20 protein-coding genes and 3 pseudogenes are annotated in these 24,994 nt (G+C 31.9%); 17 read left to right on the plus strand and 6 right to left on the minus strand.

The window, feature by feature from the left end:
• Window positions 1-45: 45 nt before the first annotated feature.
• Window positions 46-402, plus strand: a pseudogene (locus CLMAG_RS20175) (family 4 glycosyl hydrolase); the annotation flags it as partial.
• Between the two features lie 198 nt (window positions 403-600).
• On the opposite strand, the gene CLMAG_RS20180 reads toward CLMAG_RS20175, so the two are convergent.
• Together CLMAG_RS20180 and CLMAG_RS20185 are read right to left on the minus strand one after the other, a co-directional pair.
• Window positions 601-2,334 (minus strand): diguanylate cyclase, encoded by a 1,734-nt coding sequence (locus tag CLMAG_RS20180; protein WP_161487004.1) that lies wholly within the window; start codon window positions 2,332-2,334, stop codon window positions 601-603.
• 28 nt (window positions 2,335-2,362) lie between these two features.
• Window positions 2,363-2,572: a hypothetical protein gene (locus tag CLMAG_RS20185; protein WP_066626718.1), complete on the minus strand. Its 210-nt coding sequence runs from the start codon at window positions 2,570-2,572 to the stop codon at window positions 2,363-2,365.
• Window positions 2,573-2,952: 380 nt separating this feature from the next.
• On the opposite strand from CLMAG_RS20185, the gene CLMAG_RS20190 reads away from it, so the two are divergent.
• Together CLMAG_RS20190 and CLMAG_RS20195 are read left to right on the plus strand one after the other, a co-directional pair.
• The gene (locus CLMAG_RS20190) at window positions 2,953-3,420 is read left to right on the plus strand and encodes a DUF6323 family protein (RefSeq protein ID WP_066626720.1); all 468 of its coding nucleotides are present in this window, start codon (window positions 2,953-2,955) and stop codon (window positions 3,418-3,420) included.
• Window positions 3,421-3,425: 5 nt separating this feature from the next.
• Complete coding sequence (locus CLMAG_RS20195) at window positions 3,426-4,778, plus strand: DUF6179 domain-containing protein (RefSeq protein WP_066627053.1); 1,353 nt, start codon at window positions 3,426-3,428, stop codon at window positions 4,776-4,778.
• An 84-nt stretch (window positions 4,779-4,862) separates the two neighbouring features.
• On the opposite strand, the gene CLMAG_RS20200 is transcribed toward CLMAG_RS20195, so the two are convergent.
• The gene (locus CLMAG_RS20200; RefSeq protein WP_066626722.1) at window positions 4,863-6,101 is read right to left on the minus strand and encodes a LysM peptidoglycan-binding domain-containing protein; all 1,239 of its coding nucleotides are present in this window, start codon (window positions 6,099-6,101) and stop codon (window positions 4,863-4,865) included.
• Window positions 6,102-6,490: 389 nt separating this feature from the next.
• Window positions 6,491-7,132 (minus strand): cupin domain-containing protein, encoded by a 642-nt coding sequence (locus CLMAG_RS20205; protein WP_066626723.1) that lies wholly within the window; start codon window positions 7,130-7,132, stop codon window positions 6,491-6,493.
• Between the two features lie 133 nt (window positions 7,133-7,265).
• Between CLMAG_RS20205 and CLMAG_RS20210 the strand changes: the two genes are divergently transcribed.
• The 13 genes and pseudogenes from CLMAG_RS20210 to CLMAG_RS20255 all read left to right on the plus strand — a co-directional run bounded on the left by CLMAG_RS20210 (window position 7,266) and on the right by CLMAG_RS20255 (window position 21,752).
• Window positions 7,266-7,937 (plus strand): response regulator transcription factor, encoded by a 672-nt coding sequence (locus tag CLMAG_RS20210; RefSeq protein WP_066626725.1) that lies wholly within the window; start codon window positions 7,266-7,268, stop codon window positions 7,935-7,937.
• Between the two features lies 1 nt (window position 7,938).
• The gene (locus CLMAG_RS20215; protein WP_066626727.1) at window positions 7,939-8,952 is read left to right on the plus strand and encodes a sensor histidine kinase; all 1,014 of its coding nucleotides are present in this window, start codon (window positions 7,939-7,941) and stop codon (window positions 8,950-8,952) included.
• Window positions 8,953-9,028: 76 nt separating this feature from the next.
• Window positions 9,029-9,187, plus strand: coding sequence for a hypothetical protein (locus tag CLMAG_RS32590; protein WP_161487005.1), 159 nt, complete (start codon window positions 9,029-9,031; stop codon window positions 9,185-9,187).
• A 328-nt stretch (window positions 9,188-9,515) separates the two neighbouring features.
• The gene (locus CLMAG_RS32595) at window positions 9,516-9,662 is read left to right on the plus strand and encodes a hypothetical protein (RefSeq protein ID WP_161487006.1); all 147 of its coding nucleotides are present in this window, start codon (window positions 9,516-9,518) and stop codon (window positions 9,660-9,662) included.
• A 148-nt stretch (window positions 9,663-9,810) separates the two neighbouring features.
• Complete coding sequence (gene rpsF, locus CLMAG_RS20220) at window positions 9,811-10,098, plus strand: 30S ribosomal protein S6 (RefSeq protein WP_066626729.1); 288 nt, start codon at window positions 9,811-9,813, stop codon at window positions 10,096-10,098.
• Between the two features lie 12 nt (window positions 10,099-10,110).
• The gene (locus tag CLMAG_RS20225) at window positions 10,111-10,557 is read left to right on the plus strand and encodes a single-stranded DNA-binding protein (RefSeq protein WP_066626731.1); all 447 of its coding nucleotides are present in this window, start codon (window positions 10,111-10,113) and stop codon (window positions 10,555-10,557) included.
• A 19-nt stretch (window positions 10,558-10,576) separates the two neighbouring features.
• The gene (gene rpsR, locus CLMAG_RS20230) at window positions 10,577-10,828 is read left to right on the plus strand and encodes a 30S ribosomal protein S18 (RefSeq protein WP_066626733.1); all 252 of its coding nucleotides are present in this window, start codon (window positions 10,577-10,579) and stop codon (window positions 10,826-10,828) included.
• 325 nt (window positions 10,829-11,153) lie between these two features.
• Complete coding sequence (locus tag CLMAG_RS20235) at window positions 11,154-13,088, plus strand: Cache 3/Cache 2 fusion domain-containing protein (protein WP_066626735.1); 1,935 nt, start codon at window positions 11,154-11,156, stop codon at window positions 13,086-13,088.
• A 220-nt stretch (window positions 13,089-13,308) separates the two neighbouring features.
• Window positions 13,309-14,355 (plus strand): C40 family peptidase, encoded by a 1,047-nt coding sequence (locus tag CLMAG_RS20240; RefSeq protein WP_066626736.1) that lies wholly within the window; start codon window positions 13,309-13,311, stop codon window positions 14,353-14,355.
• 256 nt (window positions 14,356-14,611) lie between these two features.
• Entirely contained in the window at window positions 14,612-16,309 is a 1,698-nt protein-coding gene (locus CLMAG_RS20245) for a DUF2207 domain-containing protein (RefSeq protein WP_066626737.1), read from the plus strand.
• Window positions 16,310-16,390: 81 nt separating this feature from the next.
• A pseudogene (gene polC, locus CLMAG_RS20250) lies at window positions 16,391-20,757 on the plus strand (DNA polymerase III subunit alpha).
• 286 nt (window positions 20,758-21,043) lie between these two features.
• Window positions 21,044-21,208 carry a hypothetical protein gene (locus CLMAG_RS32600; RefSeq protein ID WP_161487007.1) on the plus strand — a complete coding sequence of 55 codons (165 nt, stop codon included), beginning with the start codon at window positions 21,044-21,046 and terminating at the stop codon, window positions 21,206-21,208.
• Window positions 21,209-21,323: 115 nt separating this feature from the next.
• Window positions 21,324-21,752, plus strand: coding sequence for a GatB/YqeY domain-containing protein (locus CLMAG_RS20255; protein ID WP_066626739.1), 429 nt, complete (start codon window positions 21,324-21,326; stop codon window positions 21,750-21,752).
• 179 nt (window positions 21,753-21,931) lie between these two features.
• On the opposite strand, the gene CLMAG_RS20260 is transcribed toward CLMAG_RS20255, so the two are convergent.
• Both CLMAG_RS20260 and CLMAG_RS20265 read right to left on the minus strand, forming a co-directional pair.
• The gene (locus CLMAG_RS20260; RefSeq protein ID WP_341420689.1) at window positions 21,932-23,485 is read right to left on the minus strand and encodes a DUF5301 domain-containing protein; all 1,554 of its coding nucleotides are present in this window, start codon (window positions 23,483-23,485) and stop codon (window positions 21,932-21,934) included.
• Between the two features lie 90 nt (window positions 23,486-23,575).
• Complete coding sequence (locus CLMAG_RS20265; protein WP_066626742.1) at window positions 23,576-23,938, minus strand: BlaI/MecI/CopY family transcriptional regulator; 363 nt, start codon at window positions 23,936-23,938, stop codon at window positions 23,576-23,578.
• Window positions 23,939-24,437: 499 nt separating this feature from the next.
• Here CLMAG_RS20265 and CLMAG_RS20270 point away from each other — a divergent pair.
• A pseudogene (locus CLMAG_RS20270) lies at window positions 24,438-24,912 on the plus strand (VOC family protein).
• Window positions 24,913-24,994 lie beyond the last annotated feature (82 nt).

Below are 24,994 nucleotides of genomic sequence, written 5' to 3' on the forward strand. Positions count from 1 at the left end.
AGACCAATAGTTTGAACTTTAGGTGAAAGATCTTTATGATTAAGTGTAGATTTAGCAACGGCATTAGCAAATAATACAAAAGAAATATTTTTAATTATTACTGAAAATAATGGGATTATTGAAAATTTAGATTATAAGATGATGGTAGAAGTGACCTGCCGAGTGGGAAGCAATGGAATAGAAACATTGACAGTAGGCAGTGTACCAACATTCTATAAGGGCTTGATGGAAAATCAATATGCCTACGGGAAGCTGACTGTGGATACTTGCTTAGAAGGAAGTTATAAAAAAGCATTACAGGCACTTGTATTGAATCGTACTGTTGTAAACACTGATGAGGCAAAGGACTTATTGGCGGATTTGATGGAAATTAATAAAAATTATTGGAATGAATTGAAATAAAGTGTCAGTGAAATAAATACTTGACATAGGTTAGATTTAAAATCAAATTAAATCTACATTTACAATACAATGTAGTATCAAGGGAAACTCTGCTTGATGGACAAAACCCAGAGGATTATATATAGCCACAAGATACTTAAAACATATCCTGTGGCTATATTTATTTAACAGTAGTAATACTTGTAGACAGAAGAATATTCAGCTGGTGGAACAATTATTTTTGATTATAGTCTTAGCATCATAAAGCATAGTATCAGCTTGGTGAATTAGCTCCTCAAAGGTAGTATTTACAGTAGGTAGACAGATCGAATAACCCATACTAATTGATAGCTCATAAGGTTTGTTTGAACTTGAATTATGCTTATGAAAGTTAATGTTAACACGTTCTATAATTTTTTTTGCTTCTTCCTCTGATGCTTTGTTAACTGAAATGGCAATAAATTCATCTCCGCTCATACGTGCAACTATATCATCTTTTCCAAAGGTGTTTTTAAGAAGATGAGCTGTGCTTCTAATTGCTTCATCACCTTCCTTGTGGCCAAAAGAATCATTTATAGTTTTCAATTTATTTAAATCTCCAAAGAATAATGTAGACCTACCGCCAGTAATCAATGCAGCTTTAAACAGGTTACCACCTTGTTCATAAAAGCCTCGTCTATTTAGGATTCCTGTTAATTCATCTATGTATACAGCTTTGTTTTCTTCAACAAGTTTCTCGATTTTGACGAATGCATCGGAAAACTTTGCTGCAAGCATATAAGACTGGGAAAATATAAAAATAAAAAATCCAAAGGGTATAAGGGAATTTGTATGCAATAATCCAGCGTGCAAAATCATATCATGGAATGCGGTGATTAGGAAAACAATAAATCCAAATAAAATCATTAAAGCTCCCTGCTTTTTCTTAATAACAGCTTTAATAGTAATGAATAAAATATAAATGAAAAGCACTAAAGTCCATATTTCGTAATATATTAAAAAGGTCTCGTAAAACTCTATATTTGTAAATATTGTTACCAAGCTAATAAGCAGTGACACAATTTTCATCAAACGTACCATTTTAAATGAAAATTCCTCAGTGAAAAGTTCTTTGAAAAACATAACTATAAATGGAATCCCAATATATACTGTTAAGTAGGCTATTTTATTAAACAGGTTAAATGGAATGTTTGGAAAAACATCAAATATAATTCTTTCACCTACTAGCACATTTCTTAGAGCAACTATTAAACAAAATACTCCAAAATACAAAGGAGCTTTGTATTTTCGTCTTTTGTAATATAATGCAAAGTGATAAATTCCCATGATAAAAAGACATCCAATAATAAATGCATCTGACGCTACATTTACGATATATGCTCTTTTTATTTGAGTATCAGTACCTAAAAAAACACTTTGAATCTTGCCGGTTACATTATTAAAGTTTGACGTTTGAATGACAAGCTCTATTTCCCTATTGTCATTCTTAAAAAAAGCAATTTGATGCTCAAAACTTTCGATTGCAGTATTGGCATCTTTACCTACTGTTCCGGAAGAAGCTACTAGTTGTCCGTTAACCCATATTTTAGATGCTGAAAGTATGGATTGAGTTTTTATTCCATAAAGACTATCATCATTCCCTTTCGTTTTAATTACAAGTCGCATTGTACCGTAGCCGAATTTAGGTAATTTATTGTTGTTTACAGTATTAACGAATGAATTAGGAACTTTAAAAAAATCCAATGGTTTCTTATTGTTGTTTTTAAAATCCTTAGGTTCTAGTAGTTCTCCCCGGTATAATTCCCATTGTCCATCTAGTTTAGCAAGTCCATCTTTTTGAAAGTTCCAATTACTTAAATCAATTATTCCTTGTGAAGCTTTTGGTGCGATACTTTTTTTACCTTCACACCCGCACAGAAAAAGTATTGTTAGGATTAGTAATAAAATAATCATATTTTGTTTTTTTCTAAGTAAGTTATTTTTATAAAACATCAATCAACGGTCTTTCTAAAAGTTTTTCCTTATTTATTAATAGATCTTCTGATTTTATTACCATCCCAACATTAAACAACTGACTTGCGGTGAAAAATTCATCAATTTTGCTGATTATAAGCATCCCATGAAAAAGAGCAAGATATTCTGTTTTTAATGTATCTTTAGTTTCGTCGTAAAGAACGGTGCTATGTTCCATAAGATACCACCCCCATCTGGTTTGCCGAATTTTATAATTTATCTATAATATTTTCACTATTGCATATTGATTGGCATTTGTCAAGGTAACTGGTTCGTTGTGGTTAAGGTAGAGTTAGGTAATATGAAGAACACTTTTCTTAGCTTTTTACGATAAATGAAAATGTTATGAATGGTTTTTGTATAAAAGAAATAACAGATTATTAATTTGACTAATAAAAAAAGAGTATCTTCCTTGGTGAAGATGCTCTTTTAGCTTATATAAAATACATTGACAATAAAAGTCATAAATGCTACAATACATAATTATAGAGTATGTCAAATTAATCATAACACATTGAAATCAAAAAGTCAATACTTTTTTGAAAGGAAGTTTTAAAGGTGAAAAAATCTATTGATTTATTTAAAAGTAACTTACTAGAGAAACAAGTTTTTAATGAAATATTTCAGTGTAATGAATTTACAAGTGAATATGGATTAAAGCTTTCCGAGGAAGATGTTAAGGAAATTATTAACACAAGAAATGTGGCGCTAGAAAAAAGCGGAAGGATAGAGTTTAATGGTCAAATTATAAACAAAATTATTAGAGCCTTTTGTGATTCACCCTATATATCACAATATAATTACAGTGATACAATAAATGAACTTGTGGAGATTTTTTATAATTATAAGAATGAAACTCTAGATTATATTGGTGATGATGAATTAATAGAAATTATGAAAAAGAATTTTGATAACTACTGCCAAGGATCATTGGAACTTTTAGAAGGAAAAGTATTATATAAAATTGCTGATAATATAAGGAATGGATTTAAGGATTATACAAATCTTGATAATGAAAAGGACTGATGGATATGGGAGAGACTAATGCTATTCAAAAATATGGCTATTTTATAGGGGATAATTTTAGTGAGGAAGATTTTTTAAAGAATTTTTTAGCAAGCTGTTACGAGAAGAAGCTGCTGGATGACATTACTTTAGGAAAAATATATTATGAAAGAATGGAACTTTTAAAGGTGAAATTGAGATATTACACAAAAGATGAGAGTAGTTCAGTTATGGTAGAGACCGCTGAAAGTATTTCACAGTGTATTGATTATACTATAGGGATTTATTTGAAAACCTTTGACAATATAGAATTTATAATAGAGGAACTAAAGCATACCAGCTTATCGGATATGCTAAAAATAGGGCAGGATTTAATTAATAAAAAAATATTACACAGTAAAAGGCTGTTTCATAAAATCAATGAAAGTAGGCTTAAAGTTGATAATTACTCATATAACGATACTATAGACTATGGCATTCTATTATTTTTTAAAGAATATGATGATTTTTTTGCAGCTCATGAAACTCCAGGATCAATAGATTACCAGCTCTGTATTGATAATATGAACTATATAGGTATTGAGTATATATATAATTATTTAGAGACATTAAGCTTAGAAAATGAGTTTTGTAATAACTTTGACATTAGTGAAGTTAATAAGTTATTAAAGGCTTATGATAAAAAGTGTGAATTGTTACTGATAAATATATTTGAATTACTATTAATTAACTCGCTAGGTGTAGTCGTATGCGGAAAAGATTTAAATAACCTTAATATTAGTTGTTTGGATAGGGAGTATATAAAAAATAGATTAGGAAAATTATCTTTAGAAGAATTACAAAAGGAATTACTAAAATGTTCAAAAATATGCTGCGAAATTTTAGGTGTTAAAAATGAATCCTTGATAACTTATATTAAAAAGTCTACATTAGAAGTAAGTTCATTGATAAATGAAAGCATAAAACTAAATAAACTAGAAACGGTGTTTATATCCTTTAATGAAGGCAGTGTCCATAAAATAATTGAGTATACTGATGGTGAAAAGATGACAAACTCTGAATTTAAAAAGCTAAGTGAAGAAATTCGAGACTGCTCTTTAGTAGAAGACAAAATTGAATTAATTAAAAATAACATTAAGAGTCTAGAAGATTTAGCTGATATATTAAGTGCTGATTGTTTATTTGAAGATGAATATAGTAACTATTTCAAAAGCTTATCTAAAATGGAAATTATTCTTTTATCAAAATATATATATGAGAGAAGTTTTGAAAATGAATATGAAAAAGGATGGTATTATGAATTTGATAAGTTCATTTTGAGTTTAAGTGAAGAGGAACAGTTAGCAATAAGAGAATCTAAAGAAAGAATACAGTTCTAAATAAAAGAGAACAGGTATTGGCCTGCTCTTTTTTTAGATATATGATTCATTTATATATGATTTAGATATCAGTTACTTATAATTTTATTGACCATTAGCCTTTAAGACGTTGGCTTGGTGCTTTGCGTCTAATACTGGATTAGCATGTCCCAAGGAATTATAGAAGTATAAATCAGTATGACCATCAAATCCATTATCAGGAATAGTTTCAACTCCATGAGGCATAGCTGTTAGACTGACTGCCATTTGGTAGTTTACTCCACCTTTTGTGAAATATAGAACCATTGGCCTCTTGTGTGTATTATTCCAAGACCAATATCCATAGATAGACTTCATAACATTAGTATCAGCAAGTGTTAACGGTTCCACGTCACTGTGATTTGATCCAGCCATGTAATTTACTTTGAAGGTTTTACCAGTGCCTAAATCCTTTAAAGTACCTTCTGTACCAACTGTCCAAAGTCTCATTGCATTTTCCCAAGTGTATATATCGCCAAAATTATTATTTACTCTCGCTTTCATCATGGCAATACCTACGGGTTTAACAATTTGAGTTGAATTCACTGGAATAGTTAATATTTGTGTAGGTACTACAAAATCTGATACGAGCATATTTGACTTCATTATAGCTTCTACTGATGTATTATATCTTTTTGCTATAGTCCAAAGGTTATCTCCAACAACTACCTTATAGTTTACCGTTTCAACTACTGGTACTGCAGGAGTTGGTGTTTTTACCTCTGTCTGTGACATTGTACCGTTAATTAATAATACTTGTCCTAATTTTAATGTAGTTGAAGTCAAATTGTTAAGCTTTACAATGTTGTCTACGGTAGTATTATATTTTCTTGATATAAGCCATAATGTATCACCAGAAACTACAGTATGAGTAATGTTTTGAGCCACTTGAGTTTTTTCTACTGGGGGTGTAGGAGCTTCTACTGAAGCAGGGGGGATTATACCTTCGATTAGTAGTTCTTGTCCTATTTTTAAAGTGCTTGTTGTCAAGTTGTTTTGCTTCATTATGATATCAGTAGTGGTTCCATATTGTCTTGATATGATCCATAGGGTATCGCCAGCTACTACTGTGTGAACAAGATTTAGTTTTAAAGTTTGTCCTATCTTTAAAATATCTGAAGTTAGGCCGTTCCATTTTTTTAGGTTATCAATAGTAACATTATATTTTTTTGATATTCCCCAAAGAGAATCTCCTGCCACTACTGTATAAGTATTATTTAAAGTTTGTGCATGAGTTATATAAGGTAGAAATAAACCTGTTCCTATTACTGAAGCTAAAATCAAAGTTAATATCTTCTTTTTCATTGTCACTTCCCCCATTAATTTAATATTTTAAAGAACTTATCTATTTTTGAAAATTAAGAATATTGACTTACAAGTGAAATCAATTAATCGATTTCCTATTGTTTATACCTATCTTAACAGAGAAATTTGACTTTGGATAGTTGAGTTTCAATAGAAAAAAAGGAAGTTTAATCCTCTTGTTAAGCCTTGCACTAGAAGGTATACCTAGTATTAGTTAATATACTTTATTGCTAAGCTTGAGAAGGAAGAAAATCAGTTTAGTAATATTTATAAGTTTTTCCTTAAATCATTGACTTATTTCTTCTTGCAGTAAAAAATAGCTTTTTATAACAATTTAATTTTGTCATAGAAAGCTATTTTTAAAGACTTCATTCACAGTACGTTTGATATCAGTGGTGGTCCTCTTCAGCAGCTTGTGCAATTGCTTTAGTTTCATGAACTGTACCACTTGGATGCTGAGGTGGTGCATAGATAGAGTACAATTTAAGTGGTTTATTACCGGTGTTAACTATATTGTGCCATTTACCAGCAGGTATGATGATTGCAAAATCATCATAGACTTTTCTTTGAAAATTCAAGTTATCCTTCCTATCACCCATTTTAACAAGTCCTTGACCTTCTTCAATACGTAAAAATTGATCAACGTCTGGATGAAGTTCTAAACCTATATCTTCTCCAACCTTGATGCTCATCAAAGTAAGCTGCAAATGCTTTCCTGTCCATAAAGTGGTACGAAAAGCATTATTTTGCTTAGTAACCTCATCAATGTTAACTACAAAGGGTTCTGGTCCATAATCTTTTAAGTGAATTATACGATGATCTTCTGCAGGTTGTAAAGAATCATACCTTGAATTATTCTCCACTTTATCAGTAAAAGGAGTATATTGATTGGTAATGTATGGGGTATACATTGGTGGATTAATATAGTAAGGACATGGATAAGCTTCCCAAGTATTATACATCATGTCCGGGTCATAATTTGGTGTGTTACGGAAATAAGGACATGGGTAAAGTTCATAAGAATTACACATATTGATCATTCCTCTCATAGATTTACAGAATTATTATATGTTCTATGTTTAGATAATGTGCTTCTATTTACTAAAAGTATGATATACTAATTAGGAAAGAAAATCCTAGAAAGGTATCTAGTGGTAGTAAATTATGTACAGAATTTTAATTGTTGAAGATGATATAGTGATTGCAAAGTCAATGAAAAATTGTCTATGTCAATGGAATTATGAAACTGAATATATAGTTGATTTTAAAGATGTTATTGCTGAACTTGTTCAGTTTGATCCACATCTTGTCCTTTTGGATATATCTTTACCATTTTTTAATGGCTATCATTGGTGCAGCCAAATTCGCAAAATATCAAAGGTTCCCATTATTTTTATTTCTTCTATGTCTGATAATATGAACATTATTATGGCCGTAAATATGGGCGGGGATGACTTTATTGCTAAGCCCTTTGATTTAAATATTCTTGTGGCAAAGGTGCAGGCACTACTAAGAAGGACATATTCCTTTGGGGGGAAGATGGACGTAATTGAGCATAAGGGTGTGGTATTAAGCCTTAGCAATGCAACCCTTGAATACAAAGATACTAAAGTGGAGCTTACAAAAAATGAATTTAAGATTCTTCAGATCTTGCTTGAGAATATTGGTAAAGTAACCTCCAGGGATGCTATTATGACAAGGCTGTGGGAAAGTGACAGCTATATAGATGATAATACTTTAACCGTTAATGTCACTCGTCTAAGAAAAAAACTTTCGGATATTGGTATTTGCGATTTTGTTAAAACAAAAAAGGGTATAGGGTATATGGTGGAATAATATGAAAGAAAAATCTTTTTTGTGGATTGTATTATGGTATGTTAAAGATCACAGGAAAACAATAATAATGGATAGTATTTTTCTTGCTATTTTTAGTGTGGTTTTTTCTCTATATTCTCTACAACTTGAGCCGATTGTATATGCATCTTTTTTATCAGCCTGTGCAGCGGCTATCTTCATAGTTTATGATTTTATGAAGTATTGTAAAAAGCATAGTGAATTATATATTCTTAAAAAACAAGTCAGCACAGGGTTAGAGGAAATGCCCTCGACTAATAACTTGATTGAAGCTGACTACCAAAATATTTTGCATGCACTTTATAATCAAAAGACAGAATTGATTTCAAAGGTAGATGCTAAGCAGACAGAGATGATAGATTATTATACACTTTGGGCACATCAGATTAAGACACCAATTGCAGCAATGAGATTACTGTTACAAGGTAATCACACTGAAGAAAATAAGGAACTGCTGGCGCAAACCTTTAAAATTGAACAATATGTTGAAATGGTGTTAGGTTATTTAAGGATCGATAGTGCATCATCGGATCTGATGCTTCAAAACTGTAGCTTGTTAGAGATTATAAGACAGAGTATTAGAAAATACGCCCATATGTTTATTAGAAAAAATATAACTCTTGAGTTAAAAGAAATGGATTGTACTGTACTCACAGATGAAAAGTGGCTGGCATTTGTAATTGAACAAATACTATCTAATGCTTTAAAGTATACGAATAGTGGAAAAATATTAATATATATGGAAGATGAGAAAAAAAGGGTTCTTGTAATTGAGGACACGGGAATTGGTATTGCTAGAGAGGATTTGCCGAGAGTGTTTGAAAAAGGCTTTACCGGTTATAATGGACGTATGGATAAAAAGGCAACAGGAATTGGTCTTTATCTTTGTAAAAAGATACTTGATAAGCTTTCGCATAGAATAACTATTACCTCTAAGGTTAACGTTGGAACAAAAGTGAAAATTAACCTTTGTTCTATAAAAACTATGATTGAATAAATTAAATTTAAAATATCAAATAATAGAAAGAGAAAGATAAAAAAATGTTGGAAATCTATAAAAGGGAGTGAATAGCATGAACGCTAAGTATTGGTTAATATACGAACCTAAATTCATACCTTCAAGAAGAATAACAAAATCTTTTAACAGCATGGAGGGGATGGATAAATGGACTAAAGAAAATAAAATCAATATAACTGTAATTGATAGAACTAAATCTATAGAAAGCCAATAATAAAATCAATATTTGTAAAGATATTTCAAATGTATAAAAATTATACAATCTTACAAATCTGTAAGGCTAAAAGAAGAAATGTAAGCTAAAGTTATGGCTAGGCATTTCTTTTTTTTCTTATAATCATAGTATAGTCAAAGTGAGATGAGGAGGAGAAAACATGAAGTTACTAGAAGTAAATAATTTAATTTTCAACAGCGAAGAAGCATGATAAAGACAGTATTATCATTGAGGACAAAACCTTCAAGGTTAAACAAGAATTAGATAAACCTATATTGGGATTAGAAAATGAGATGATGGATATAGTAGACTTGTTTTTGCATTTCCTATGATTACAAAGCTACTTGCTATTTTCAATTTAACAAATGTGTCCTTATTTATGCTTTCTACTGTAGTAACAATCTTTGTTTTTGCAGCAATTTATGCAATTGTATTTTCTTTAACTGCAAGAGTGTGTTATAAAATTGTTGAATGAATTAGACAAGAAATGAGGTTTTTTCTGAAGAACAACATATTTAAAATAAAAATATATTGTTTTATAATCAAATTAGTGATAAAATACAATCTTGTAGTCCCTGCTGTGTAAAACACAGCCGTTAGTCCAAGGGGAGGAGGTGAATTTAATGAGAAAGTATGAAACTATATTTATATTACACCCATCATTAGACGAAGAGGCTTTTAAAGCTAACGTTGAAAAGTTTAAGGGAGTAATAGAAAATGGTGGAGGAGTAATAGAAAACGTTGATTTATGGGGTAAGAGAAAACTTGCTTATGAAATAAATAAAGTTGGCGAAGGATATTATACTCTAATACACTTTACTGCTGGTCCTGAATTACCAAAAGAGTTAGACAGAGTATTCAGAATAACAGATACTGTTGTAAGACACATAATAGTTAAAGATGAAAAATAGGTGGTGTTTTAATTGAATAAAGTTGTTTTAATTGGAAGATTAACCAAGGATCCTGAGTTGAAATTTACGCCAGGAACTGGTACAGCTGTTGCCACCTTTACTGTAGCCGTTGATAGAAAATTTTCTAAAGATGGACAGAAAGAAGCCGATTTTATTCCTATAGTTGTATGGGGAAAACAGGCTGAATCTACAGCAAATTATACAGGTAAGGGAAAACTTATCGGTATTAGCGGTAGAATTCAAACAAGAAGTTATGATGCTAAAGACGGTACCAAGAGATACGTTACTGAAATTGTTGCAGAAGAAGTCCAATTCCTTGAATGGGGAAGTGGAAATAAAGTTGCAGGATCATCATTTAACGATAATACGTCTGGAGAATTTGGAACAACTCAAGGTTTTAATCAAGGAACATATGGAGAGGATATAACTCCAGTAGATGATGGAGATATCCCATTCTAAAAGGTAAGGAGGGAGAAGCATGGCATATAGAGAAGGCGGAAGAAATTCAGCTAAGATGAGAAGAGCTAAAAGAAAAGTTTGTTCTTTTTGTATGGATAAAGCTGAATTTATAGATTACAAAGATATAAATAAATTAAGAAAATATGTTACTGAAAAAGGAAAAATTCTTCCAAGAAGAATTTCCGGAGCTTGCGCTAAGCATCAAAGATTAGTTACTGATGCTATAAAAAGAGCAAGAAACATAGCATTATTACCATTTACAACAGATTAAATCAAAAGCTGTAGAATAAACGTTGGATATTCTTCAGCTTTTTTTTATTTTATGTAGATAAGGGGAGTAACAAAAATGTGCTCCACAATTGATTACTTAATATATGTACTTTTTAAATAACTTTTCTGTTAACTTTAAAGATTGTCATTGACAGTTAACAAGTCTAGGATCGTTGCCTTTTGTTAAAATATAAACAATGAAAAGTTGTCACTAATATGATATAATTAGCTGATATATCCAAGTCAAATAATAGAGAAGTACTGGCGATATTTCGTTTTAATTTAGATTTAATGGACATAAATGACTAAGGAGAAGTGGTTTTTTAATGAGAGTAAAACATAAACTTATCATCAGCTATTTGGGTTTAATTGTATTTGCCGTAAGTGTATTAGGTTTTTTGATTGCTAAAAAATCCAATAATGCGGTCTTAAATGAGGTAAATGAAAAAAGTCAGTGCTTAACAGAGTCAATTAGTACAACTCTTAGTGTAAGAAATGATCTACTTACAGAAAAATCTTACGGGGACTTAAACTTTGCCAATACTTTATTAAATAATTTGGTTGATTTAAAGGTAGAGTATAATGAAAATATAAAGGTTGGAGAGTTTAATTTGCCTGTTTTATATGCAGGAAAGCAAAGGTTATCTTTAGATGATACGGTAGTTGATGAACTTAAAAAGTCTACAGGTACCGCTGCAACTATATTTCTATTGCATAATGATAAGCTAGTAAGAGTTTCTACCACAATTTTTAAAGATGACAAAAGGGTAGTAGGTACATATATATCTAATGATTCTGCTTCTTATAAAAAAATAATTAATAATGAAGAATATATCGGTAATATTGTAATAGAAGGTATTGGCTATCTAACAAGAATGAAACCATTACTGGATAAAGACAAAAAAATTATAGGCGCAATAGGCATAGGAAATAAAATCCTTAACAATTATTTAGAGGAAACGCTAAGTAATTTCAAATTAGGGAAAACCGGATATGCATATATACTAGATTCAGAAGGCAATGTGATAACCCATCCCTTCGAAAAAGGAAAGAATGTAAAGGAATATGATTTTGTTCAAAAAATGCATTCAAATAAGAATGGAACTATTGAATACACTTACAATGGAGTTAAAAAGATAGGTTATTATCAATACTTTGAACCTTGGCATTGGTATATAGTTACTACAGCTAATTATGATGAGCTAAATTCTTCATCCAAATCAATTTTGACAACGGCAATAGTTACTGGAATAATAGTAATTCTTTTTGGTGGAATCATAGCATTATTCTTGGCGAATACTTTAGTTAGACCTATTAATAGGTTGAAATCCTGTATGGAGATAGCTGGGAAAGGTGATTTGACAGTACGCTGCGACATAGATAGTAAGGATGAGATAGGAATACTGGCAAATAGTTTTAATAACATGTTGGCAGAAAATAAGAGATTGCTGGAAGAAACGGTACAATATGATAAGTTAAAAACAGAATTTATTGCCAATATGTCTCATGAATTAAGGACACCATTAAATATTATATTTTCATCAGCTCAGTTATTTAATGTACTTATAAGTAAAGGTGAAGACCTAAACACTGATAAAATAAAAAGTTATACAGGCAGTATAAGGCAAAATTGCTACAGACTATTAAGATTAGTAAATAACTTAATTGATATGACCAAAATTGATTCTGGTTTTATGAAGTTAGATTTGAGCAATCAAAATATAGTACAGGTTGCAGAGGAAATAACCCAGTCAACTGCTCAATATGTGCAACAAATGTCGAGAACGATAATTTTTGATACAGATCAAGAGGAAAAAGTTATGGCTTTTGATGCAGAAAAGCTAGAGAGGATTTTGCTTAATCTAATTTCCAATGCTACTAAATTTACTAAACCGGGAGATAAGATTAAAGTTACTTTATACGATAAAGATGACCATGTTATTATTTCTGTAAAGGATACAGGAAGAGGAATTCCAGAAGAAAAGCTATCACAGATTTTCCAAAGATTTAAACAAGTAGATCCTTTGTTAAGTAGAAGTCATGAAGGCAGTGGTATAGGATTATCTATAGTTAAAGCCTTAGTTGAGATGCATGAAGGAACAATAGAAGTAAAGAGTAAGTACGAAGAAGGCACAGAGTTTATAATAAGTCTTCCTGTTAAGGTAGTTTCAGAGGATCAGGATACGAAAGTTAAAAGCGAGTTTACAAACCAATCTAATGTTGAAAATATAAATATAGAATTCTCAGATATTTATAGATAAGAATATTCTAAGCATGAAGTGGAAACTTGAATCAGATGGGAGTATTAGAGCGGGTAGTCATCGGACAAAATGGAATAAATTGTGGGGTTATATATTTTCAGGTATTTTGGTAAAATATTATTGTGGATATTATGTCAATTTACCAAAGTATATTATTTAATATAAATATGTTAATTTATACATTTATGTTAAATAAGTATTAAAGTAAGGAGAGGGAGTATTGAATAAAAAGTTAAAGCAGCTTTTAGTGGTATTAGCGTTTACAGCAACATTTAACAATGTGGCTTTTGCACAGCCAGTATCAAATAGCAGTAATTCATATTCAAAGATCCAAGAACTTGAAAGAAATATAGAAAACTTGGACAACCAAATAGAAGGTATAATGAGTAAAATTGCTGACAATAAAAAGCAAATACAAGTAAAAGAAAAAGATATCGAGAATTCAGAGAAGGAATTGAAAACAGCTGAAAGTGATATGAACAAACAAAAGGAATTGTTTAAGAGTAGAATGAGAGCACTTTATATAAATGGTTCTAGTGGGTATTTAGGTATGCTTTTAGATTCTAACGGATTGGGAGACTTTATTTCAAGAGCAGATACTGTTAGTAGGATTATAAGTTTTGATACTAAGGTTATCTCAAAGTATAAAACAAAACAAAAAGAAATTGCTGATAAAGTAGACAAGCTAAAAACAGAAAATAAAAATTTATTAGCATTAAAATCTGAAAATGAGAATAAATTAAATGAACTTAATAAAAATAAAAATGATCAAAAAAAGCTAATAGACCAAGCTAAGCAAGACCAAAGACAGTATGCATCAGCTGAGCAAGCATCAGTAAGTGCTGCTGCAAATCAGGTGGCTAGTATAAGAAGTGCAGCACCTAAGATAACCTTATCTAGGGGCAGCTCACCTATAAGTAGTGATAACGTTGTGGCATATGCTTCAAATTTTTTAGGCACACCTTATTTATGGGGTGGAACTACACCGAATGGATTTGATTGTTCTGGTTTTACTCAGTATGTATACAGACACTTTGGCATTTCTGTGGGAAGAACTACCTATGACCAGATAAAGGATGGAGTTGCTGTATCAAGAGATCAGCTACAGCCTGGAGATTTAGTTTTCTATGGTAAAGGCGGTAATCCTACTCACATGGGAATATACGTTGGTAATGGTGCCTACATACATGCTCCTCGTACAGGGGATGTTGTTAAGATTTCCCCAGTAGATAGAGGTGATTATATAACAGCTCGTAGAGTTAAATAATATATCCACCAATTTATAATAATGACATAGTAAATTTAATAAAAGATGAAACTTGGTTATAGATACTAGGTTTCATCTTTTATTATGTTTTAAGTAGCAATTATTATAAATTAGATGGATTTTAAAAAGTTAGTTTACAGGCAAGTATTTTTATTACAAAGAAAACTAAAGGTATATACTTCACCTTGAACATTTATGGTAAAATGGCAATATAGTACTATTTATATATAATTAAACATGTAAGGAGGCAATTATTTTGAGAAAAATTTTACTAATATTTCTCCTATTAATATTTTTTATAGCCCCTGTAGATGTAAAGGCAGAGAATAACAGTTATACAATAGATAAGTTAAACATATCAGCTAAAATTACTGAAAAAGGTGATATTGAAGTTGTTGAAGAGGTAACATATAACTTTCATGGAAGTTATAATGGTGTATACAGAAATCTTGCTAAGGAGGGCAGTGCCGGGCATAAGATAGATCAAGTATATATAAAGGACCAAAATAATAATTTAATTTCACTACCTTCTGCTGATGATTCCGTAAATAATACCTATCAAATTATTAATTCTAATGAAAATACACAGATAAAAGTATTTTCAAAAAGTACTGATGAAATTAAAACTTTAGTATTCAGATATACAATTCTTGATGCGGCAAAAAAGTACAGTGATTTTGGACAACTTAACTGGAGATTTTATAAAGTTGAAAATAATAGGAATGTTAAAGAGGTAACCTTGAATTTATCCTTAAAAGATTCTAAGTTTAATCTTGATAAATTTAAATATTGGTTATATGTAGATGGGGAAGAGTTTAAAACAAACTATGATGATAACAGTATTAATGTAACAGGAAATAATCTTACTTCTCTTTTAGGCATAAAAATCAATTTTCAATCGGACTTTTTAAAGCTACCTACAAACTCCATTGAAAATATGGAAAGTAACTCTTCTAATAATAATTTAGATAACAACAATAGCACAAATAGTTTACAAAAGAATGGGCAGAATAATTCCTCTGCGAATAATTTAGATTACTCAGGTGCAGTAATTATTAGTGTTTTATTAGCTTCTATATTTATTTTTATTTATAAAAGAAGTACTAAAAAATTTAAAAAGGCTCTTGAAGAATATAGAAGTAAATATATTTTCTTTAAAGGAGATACCTTAGATACTGCTCCAAGTGATCTACCACCAGCTTTGGTTAACTATCTATATAATGAAAAGGATATTTCTAATGCTGCTATACCTTCTACATTGTTTTATTTATGCAAAAAAGGTTATTATTGCTTTGAAAAAACAGATAGTGGGAAGGATTTACGTTTTATAAGAACTACTAACACTAGTAGCCACGCCTATTATCATTTAAAATATTTTATAAACTGGTTCGTTCAATATGAAGAGAACGGGGCCTTTACCCTTAAATCGATACAAGAAAAAGTAAGTTCCAGAGGTGAAGCCCTTGGATTTAAAAACCAATTATTTGATTGGAAGAGCATAGTAAAGGAAGATGCCGAAGGTCTAAATTTCTATATTGATATAGAGGGGAAAACTGTTCTAAGTAATGTGTTCTATAATGAAAGACTTAAATGGCTTGCATATAGAAAATACCTTCTCAGCAGCTTTATAAATAACAATCACTCCACATATTCCTTGGATATTAATGAAGCTTTAATTTATGCTTCAGCTTTAGAAATGGAAGAACTTCATTCAGAAGTTTTCACTAAAAAGTCATCCAGTGCTTTTTACAATTCTGAATATGAGGATTCGAAGGACAATTCTGCTTTTCTTATGAATCTTTATATGTGGGATACTATTGATGATACGATAAAACATAATTCTATAGACCGCTCCAATAATAACTTTGGAGGGGGGAGTGATGGTGGCTTTGGTGGTTTTTCTGGGGGTGGAGACAGCTCTGGTGGAGGTGGTGGTGACTCCGGAGCTTTCTAATGCAAGATAAATCCTAATGACAAAGTATAAACTTATCTATATAATAGTAAGGTACTAAAAATTTTTGGGAGAAGGTTGAGCATGAAAAGAATAAATGAAATTTTTAGTGATTATGAAGCAGGGGCAAACATAAATACTGCCGTTGTAGAATCGGTAGTGTTAAATAAAAAAACTAAAACCCTGGAACTGAAAATCAGCTCAGATAAATATATTGAATTAAGAGAATTTGAAGGCCTTAATAAGTTTATAAGAGAAAGATTTGCATTAAAAGATTCTAGAATCGCTGTAAAGTATGCTGAGGGAACATACAAAAAGCCCATAGAAGAGGAATTGGAAAATATTATATCTTCCTTGGCAGACAAATATCCTGCCTTAAAAGCAGTGGTAAATAATAGCGAATACGAAGTGGCTGAAAACATCATAAATTTTAATTTTAATATGGCTGTATCAGGCTTTTTAAAATCCATGGATTATGATAAAAAAATCTATGATGCCATAAAAAACTTGTACGGTACAGCATATAAAATAAATTTTGTTGATAATGTAAGCAGTGAAGAATTTATGAGGATGCAAGATGAAACACTTGCAAAAGAATTGCTCATTGTTCAAAAGGAAATTAAGTCAGCACCAAGCAATAATACCCCTAAGTTAACTAAAGAAACTTCAGAAAAGAAGCCTCAGTGGAAAACAGAAAAGAAACAAGAAGGAAAGGCAGAAACCGCCGATAAAAAAGATGATCCATTCTTAATATTAGGCAGAAGTTCTAAAATTAAGGAACCTGTAATAAAAATTACTGATATTACACCTGATGAGGGAAGGATTGCTTTAGAGGGTGAAATATCTAATATGGAAGCAAAGGAATTAAGAAGCGGAAAAACATTAGTTTCCTTTGATTTATATGACGGTTCAAGCTCAATGACCTGTAAGGCCTTCTTAAAACCTGGTGAAGAGGGTGAGGTAACATCTAAACTTAAAAAGGCAAAGGGTGTTAGACTTGCGGGAAATGCAGGTTATAGCCAGTTTTCAGGAGAAGTTGAGCTGATTGCCAATACTATAATAGAAACAGAAGGCATAAAGAAGGTTAAGAGGCAGGATAACTCAGAGGTGAAGAGAGTAGAGCTGCATATGCATACCCAAATGAGTCAGATGGATGCTATGACTAGTGCTACTGATTTGATCAAGAGAGCCATGAGCTGGGGCATGAAAGCTATTGCCATAACGGACCATGGAGTGGTGCAGTCATTTCCTGAGGCTCATAAGCTCCTAGGAAGAGATAACCCTGACATGAAGGTTATATATGGAGTGGAAGCCTATTTGGCACCAGATAAAAAACCTTCTGTAACAAACCCTAAAGGGCAGAGTATTGATACCACTTATTGTGTACTGGATTTAGAAACCACAGGCTTTTCACCAGTGACAGAAAAAATTACTGAAATAGGAATCATGAAACTTAAAGATGGAAAGGTAATAGAAGAGTTCAGCTGCTTTGTAAATCCTGAAAAGCTAATTCCAGCAAGGGTTGTGGAGGTTACCAATATAACCGATGATATGGTAAGGGATGCAGAAACTATTGATAAGGTATTTCCTAAAATGCTAGATTTCATTGAGGGAAGTGTCTTGGTTGCCCATAATGCTGCATTTGATATAAACTTCTTAAAGCATAATGCTAGAGTCTTAGACTATGACTTCGATTTCACATATGTGGATACATTGACTTTAGCACAGGAAGTTTTCCCGGAGTTTAAAACCTATAAATTAGGAAGAATTGCTAAAAATCTTGGCATAAAAGTGGAGGTTGCACATAGAGCCTTAGATGACGTAGATACCACCGTTAAGGTCTTTAAGGTAATGATTGAAAAGCTAAAGGAAAGAGGTGCAAAAACCCTTGAAGATATAGATATATATGGTTCTGATGAGGTAGCTAAGAAAGAGGCGTATAAAAAGCTTAAAACCTATCATGCAACAATTTTGGCAAAGGATTATGTTGGCTTAAAGAATTTATATAGGTTGGTATCTTACTCCAGTTTAGATTATTTTTATAAAAAGCCTCGTATATTAAAGAGCATGTTTAAAAAATATTCTGAGGGTTTAATTATTGGTAGTGCCTGTAGTGAGGGAGAGTTGTATCAGTCAATTCTCCTAGGAAAATCTGATGAGGAAATTGAAGCAATTGTAGAGGAATATGATTATTTAGAAATCCAACCACTGGGAAATAATCAGTATTTAGTAAGACAGGAGCAGGTACCAAATAGAGAATATCTAAAAGAAATCAACAAAAAAATTGTAGCCTTAGGAGAAAAGCTAAATAAGCCAGTAGTGGCAGCAGGAGATGTTCATTTTATGGATCCTGAGGATGAGATATATAGACGTATACTGGAAGCAGGACAGGGATTTAAGGATGCAGATGAGCAAGCTCCATTATATTTAAGAACCACTGAGGAGATGCTAAAGGAATTCTCCTATTTAGGAGAGGAAAAGGCCTATGAGGTGGTAGTAACAAACACAAATATGATAGCAGAAATGTGTGAGCAGATCAGTCCTATTTCACCGGAAAAAGCCACACCACATATAGAGGGCTGTGAGCAGACCATTAAAGATATTACCTATGGAAAGGCCCATGAGCTATATGGAGACCCCCTTCCTGAAATTATTCAGTCTAGACTGGACAGAGAGCTGGATTCTATTATAAAAAATGGTTTCTCGGTGATGTACATTATAGCTCAGAAGCTTGTATGGAAATCAAATGAGGATGGTTATCTGGTAGGATCTAGAGGATCTGTTGGTTCTTCTGTTGTTGCATATATGACCGGTATAACGGAAGTAAATGCTCTGCCGCCACATTACAGGTGCCCTAAATGCAAGTATTCAGACTTTGCAGATTACGGCATCAAACTGGGCTTTGACTTGCCTGATAAGGCTTGCCCTGTTTGTGGAGAAAACTTAGCTAAGGACGGCATAGATATTCCTTTCGAAACCTTCCTGGGCTTCAATGGAGATAAAGAGCCGGATATAGACTTAAACTTCTCAGGAGAGTATCAGGCAAAGGCCCATAAATATACAGAGGTTATCTTTGGAAAGGGCACAACCTTTAAGGCGGGGACTATAGGTACCATTGCAGAAAAAACAGCCTTCGGATACGTAAAAAAATATTTTGATGAAAAAAATCTTACAGTAAACAAGGCAGAAATCCTCAGAATCTCAAAGGGCTGCACAGGTATAAAGAGAACCTCAGGGCAGCACCCTGGTGGAATAATAGTAGTGCCTAAGGGAAGAGAAATTTTTGAATTTTGTCCTGTACAGCACCCTGCGGATGATCCAAATTCAGATATTATAACAACACATTTTGACTATCACTCCATTGACCAGAACTTATTGAAGCTTGATATACTAGGTCACGACGATCCAACAGTAATAAGAATGCTGCAGGATTTGACGGGAGTAGATCCTCAAACCATACCTATGGATGATAAGGACACCATGTCTATATTTTCATCCACGGAAGCTTTGGAAGTAACACCGCAGCAGATAAATTCAAGGGTAGGAACCTTTGGTATTCCTGAGTTTGGTACTAAATTCGTAAGGGGAATGCTCTTAGATACAATGCCCAAAACCTTCATGGATTTAATATGTATATCAGGACTTTCCCACGGTACCGATGTATGGCTTGGAAATGCTAAGGACTTGATTGATCAAAAAATAGTTACCAGCATAAGTGAAGCAGTATGTACCAGAGATGATATCATGGTTTATCTTATCAAAAAAGGTCTGCCTCCAAACTCAGCCTTTAAGATAATGGAGTTGGTGCGTAAGGGAAAGGCATTAAAAGACCCGAAATTTCCGGAGTATGAGGCTTTAATGAGGGAGTATGAGGTGCCAGAGTGGTACATAGGTTCCTGTAAAAAGATAAAATACATGTTCCCTAAGGCCCATGCTGCTGCATACGTAATGATGGCCTTCAGAATAGCCTGGTTTAAGGTTCACATACCTAAAGCCTACTATACAGCATATTTTACTATTAGAGCAAAGGCCTTTGATGCAGAATTTATGATATTCGGCAAGGAAAAGGTTAAAGAAAAGATGAAGGAAATTGAAATGATGGGAAACCAAGCTGGACCTAAGGATAAAGATATGTATGATGACTTAGAATTGGTTTTGGAAATGTATGAGAGAGGCATTAGATTTCTACCTATTGATTTATATAAATCTCATGCAACCAAGTTCCAGATAGAGGAGGATGGCATAAGGCCGCTATAAACAGTATATCTGGTATGGGAAATGTGGCAGCAGAAGGTATATTTAGCGCTGCACAAGAAAAGCCTTTTGGCTCCATAGAAGATGTTAGGAAACGATCTAAGATTGGAAATGCTGCTATAGATTTACTCAAAAAGTTTGGTTGCCTAAAAGGTCTCCCAGAAAGTGATCAAGTGTGCTTTTTTGATGTAATTTAAGCAAAGAGCCCCAATCTATGATTTGGTGCGAATCGCTTACTCCTCTGACATTAGGAAGAGGAGTTCGTATAAAATGGGAGTATTAGAGCGGGGGAGTCATCGGATAAAAAGAAAGTTCCTATTGTAAGAAAGTGTAACATTTGTTGCACTTTCTTATTTTTTTATAGTAGTAACTTATTGATATTAACAGATTCTTTTTAATGGAAAATGTTAAAAAAACGGATCACAGAAAGTTTATATTGATGTTAATGGAGTTCCCGTTTACGATAAAGATGGAAATTTTGAAATGAGTATAATGGTTGTCCGTAACATAACAGAATTAATACAATTATACAATAAAATTAAAGAACAACAGGAATTGCTTTATAAATCAGAAAGAAACCAAAGAGAGACTCTTTTAAGTAAGTTCAAATATCCTATGAAAAAACATTACTTGAGATTGAGAATATAAAAAATGTTAAAAAGAATTTTGACCTTATTTAAAATAATAGTATAATATAAGATAGGGAAATTATTCTAGAGAAAAGAGGTGACCAGTTAGTAGCAAAGTTTACTAACTAAAGATTATGTTAAAGGAATTAATAAAAAAAGACGAAATAGCAGCAATGAAGGCAAAGGATAAGGCAAGAGTAAATGTTTTAAGAATGGTAAATGCTGATATTAAATCCTTTGAAGTTAATGAAAGGGAAACTATTTCTGACGAAGGTGTTATAAAAATAATAGAAAAGAACATAAAACAAACAAAAGAAGCATTAGAATATGCTAAACAAGCAAACAGCGAAGAAAAAATAGCAGAAGGAAATTTTGCTCTTGAAGTCTTAACTCCATATCTTCCAAAACAGTTAGAAGAAAATGAAGTAGAGACAATGATAAAAGAAATTATAACTAATGGAAATTATACAGCAGCAGATATGGGAAAAATAATGAAAGAAATTATGCCAAAGGTTGCTGGTAAATTTGATAGATCAAAAATCAATCCTATGGTAAAAAATTAGTAGGATAGTATGAATTACTGAGAGGTGTCTGGTTATTTTTACCTAGGCACCTTTTAGCATCTATTGAGAAACCGGAGTATTTTGAAATATTAATAATGATTAAAAAGGTTTGTATTAAAAAGTTACTGACATGGAATTTTCGTCAGTAATTTTTTGCTTGTAATTTTTAAGTGTTTTTCTCATTTGCTCATAACGACTGAAGGAGATAATATTTGATGAAGTTTTCTATAGGTCTCTTCTGTAATCTCACTTACGAACTGATAAGGTTTTTCAACATAGTATTTTCCACTTTTATTATAGATATAGTAAACTTCGTTGTTAGCTTTTACTTTTTCATAATTGGTTACTGATGGAACATCATTTACACTTTGGATATTTGTTTTTTTACCACTGTTCAACAGAGGATAAATGGAGTCATAGGTTATAAATTTACCCATAATTTCTTTATATAAAGTGGTGAATTTTTCAGCAGTATCGGAACTCTTCCATAGATCTTTAGCCATAGTGTTAGTTGCCCAAGTTCTAGTTCGCTGAATTATACGCTGATTATTACCATCACTTAAAATAAAATTTATCTGTTCCACATTTCCGATCAAAGCAAATATTATAGCAGCGTTTTGATCAAAAAAGCTCTGTTCATCTGTTTGTAAAATAGATCTTTGAACTTCAGTTGTTGTTTCGTAAGTTATTTCCACTCTGTAAGGTTCCTTATCTGTAAAAAGCGCTACTTTTCTATAATTCAAGGTCTTTGGTACAGGAAGTTCCTTTGCAATGCTTGCTACCTTGCTGTTATTACCCACATAAGGTGTTCGGTATTCATATATATTTTTTGAAAAGTCCGTTGTGTCTGCTACAACACTTGCTGGATTTGTTATGAGAGCAGTGCTAAAACATACAACGGCAATTGTTGATACTAAAATCACCCAGAAAACAGGCCTTTTGTAATTAAGTACATTCTTAATTCTTATCTTTGTATTATTTTCCCCAAAGGCAATAGGACTTGCTTTTATTAATTTTTTATTTGCCGATAGAGACAGTAGTGAAGTACTGTAATCTTTTTTTATATCTGTACCTAGTTCCTTCAACACTCGTTCATCACAGGACATTTCCATATCCTTGCTCATAAGTACAAAACTAAGCCATACAAGGGGATTGAACCAGTGAATACATAATGCAAGAAAAGCAAAGGGTTTTATAAGATAATCAAACCGTTTGATATGAATTTGCTCATGTTTTATAATATAGCTTTGTTCTGATTCTTTAAGTGCTGAGGGAAGATAGATTTTAGGCCTTATAAATCCAAGCACAAAAGGAGAAGAAATATATTCGCTCTTAAAAATATTCTCCTTTATAATTATGGCAGTATGAAGTCTATGCTTCAATATGAGATAAAATATTATACTGTAAAGTATTAGTAAAATAACGCCTAAAGCCCAAATCCATGAGAAAATCAATAAAGCTATATCTATGGAATTGATACTTGAATATGCATTTGATATTGAAGTAGGTAGGGAAGTGGTTGCCGCCGAACTTGATTCATACATTCCAGTGTTAACTTGATGTTCCGTCATAATTCCAATGTTTGAAGGGATATAGGTTATTTTACTTGAATCTGAATCTATCATATGAAGAAGGCTAAAGGTAGAGGAAAAAGAAAAAGGACAGACAAGACGAAAAATTACAGCCACCCAGAGACAGTAGGAAAAAATTTTAGGAACTTTTTTAAAAAACAGTCGTGCAGTAAGAACAAAAAAATCACATAACTTGCTGTGATGCTCATATTGATTACATCGTTAAATAAACTCTTTAAGAAAAGTCCCATTTTAATCCTCCTTATAGCTGTCAATTAGCTTCTTCAGCTCATCAGCCTCTTGACTGCTTAATTTTTTATTATTCATAAATGCTGCAATAAATTTAGGTAGTGAGCCTCTAAAGGTTCGATTGATAAATTGCTCGCTTTCAAATTTCTGAACTTGCTCTTGTTTTACAAGTGAGGTAACTGTTGCATTTTCATTCTTTAATATTCCACGATCACATAATTTTTTTAAAACAGTATAGGTAGTGGATTTTTTCCAGCCAAGAACTTCGCTGCAAATCTTTACAAGGTCGCCGGATCCAAGGGGTTCGTTTTCCCAAACAATAGTTGCAAAATGATATTCACTTTCACAAAGCTTAAACTGATCCATGATATATCTCCTTTCGGTCTATAGTAATAGACTAGTTATATTTTAAGTCTATCATGATAGACCAAGTGTGTCAATTATATAATAACATATGCTCGTGTATAAACCATAATATACCTACTAAAGCTTAGAAGGAGAAAATCAAATCAATATACAATAGTTTTTTGCCAATTTAAAGAAATGGACAAAATATGTATTTTGTAGAAAAATCTGGGAGTGGTAAAATAATGCAAATGATATTAATTTTTTGTGGATTTACTTGTATGATTATGAATAACATAGAATGGTGTGGTGAATCATGGTATAATTTGATATATAAGGTTGATATTTAATAGAAAATTAAGTATACATAATGTATAGGCTTTTTATTGTACAAGTGGAAAATGAAAGGATTTGGTGGTAAATGGTTGAAGATGAATATATTATTAGACTAATAAAATCGGCAGTAGCTCTTTTTGCAGGAAAAGATTAATTATGGTGAATTGTTAACGGAGGCATTTGCATGAAATTTAAATTAGCATTATTAGCAGTAAAAGATGTTAATGTTTCAAAGCAGTTCTATAAGGAACTTTTTAATCAAGAAGTTATTCTTGACTTAGAACGAAATGTAACATTTAGTGGTGGATTTGCAATACAAGAGGATTTTGCATGGCTTACAGATGTGCCTGTTAATTCTGTTATAGAGAAATCTAATAATATGGAACTGTATTTTGAAGTGGATTATTTTGGAAAATTATACAAAAATGAGAATTTATAAAAATATAGAATATGTACATCAGCCAAAGAAGCATGAATGGCAACAACGAGTTGTTCGTATTTATGATCCAGACCATCACATTATAGAGATAGGAGAGTCTATGGCAGTTATAGCAAAACGTTATCTTGCTGAGGGCTATTCTATAGAGGAAACTTCAAAAATTATTCAGCATCCAATTGAATTTGTTGAAATGATAAACAATGAACATCATACTAAGTGAAACATATGATGTTCTACTTAGGTGAGGAGTTTATAATGAGAAAGAATAATAGAGATGTGAAATTAGAAGAAAAGGTTACTCT

The organism is Clostridium magnum DSM 2767, from assembly GCF_001623875.1.
GTDB lineage: Bacteria > Bacillota > Clostridia > Clostridiales > Clostridiaceae > Clostridium_AM > Clostridium_AM magnum.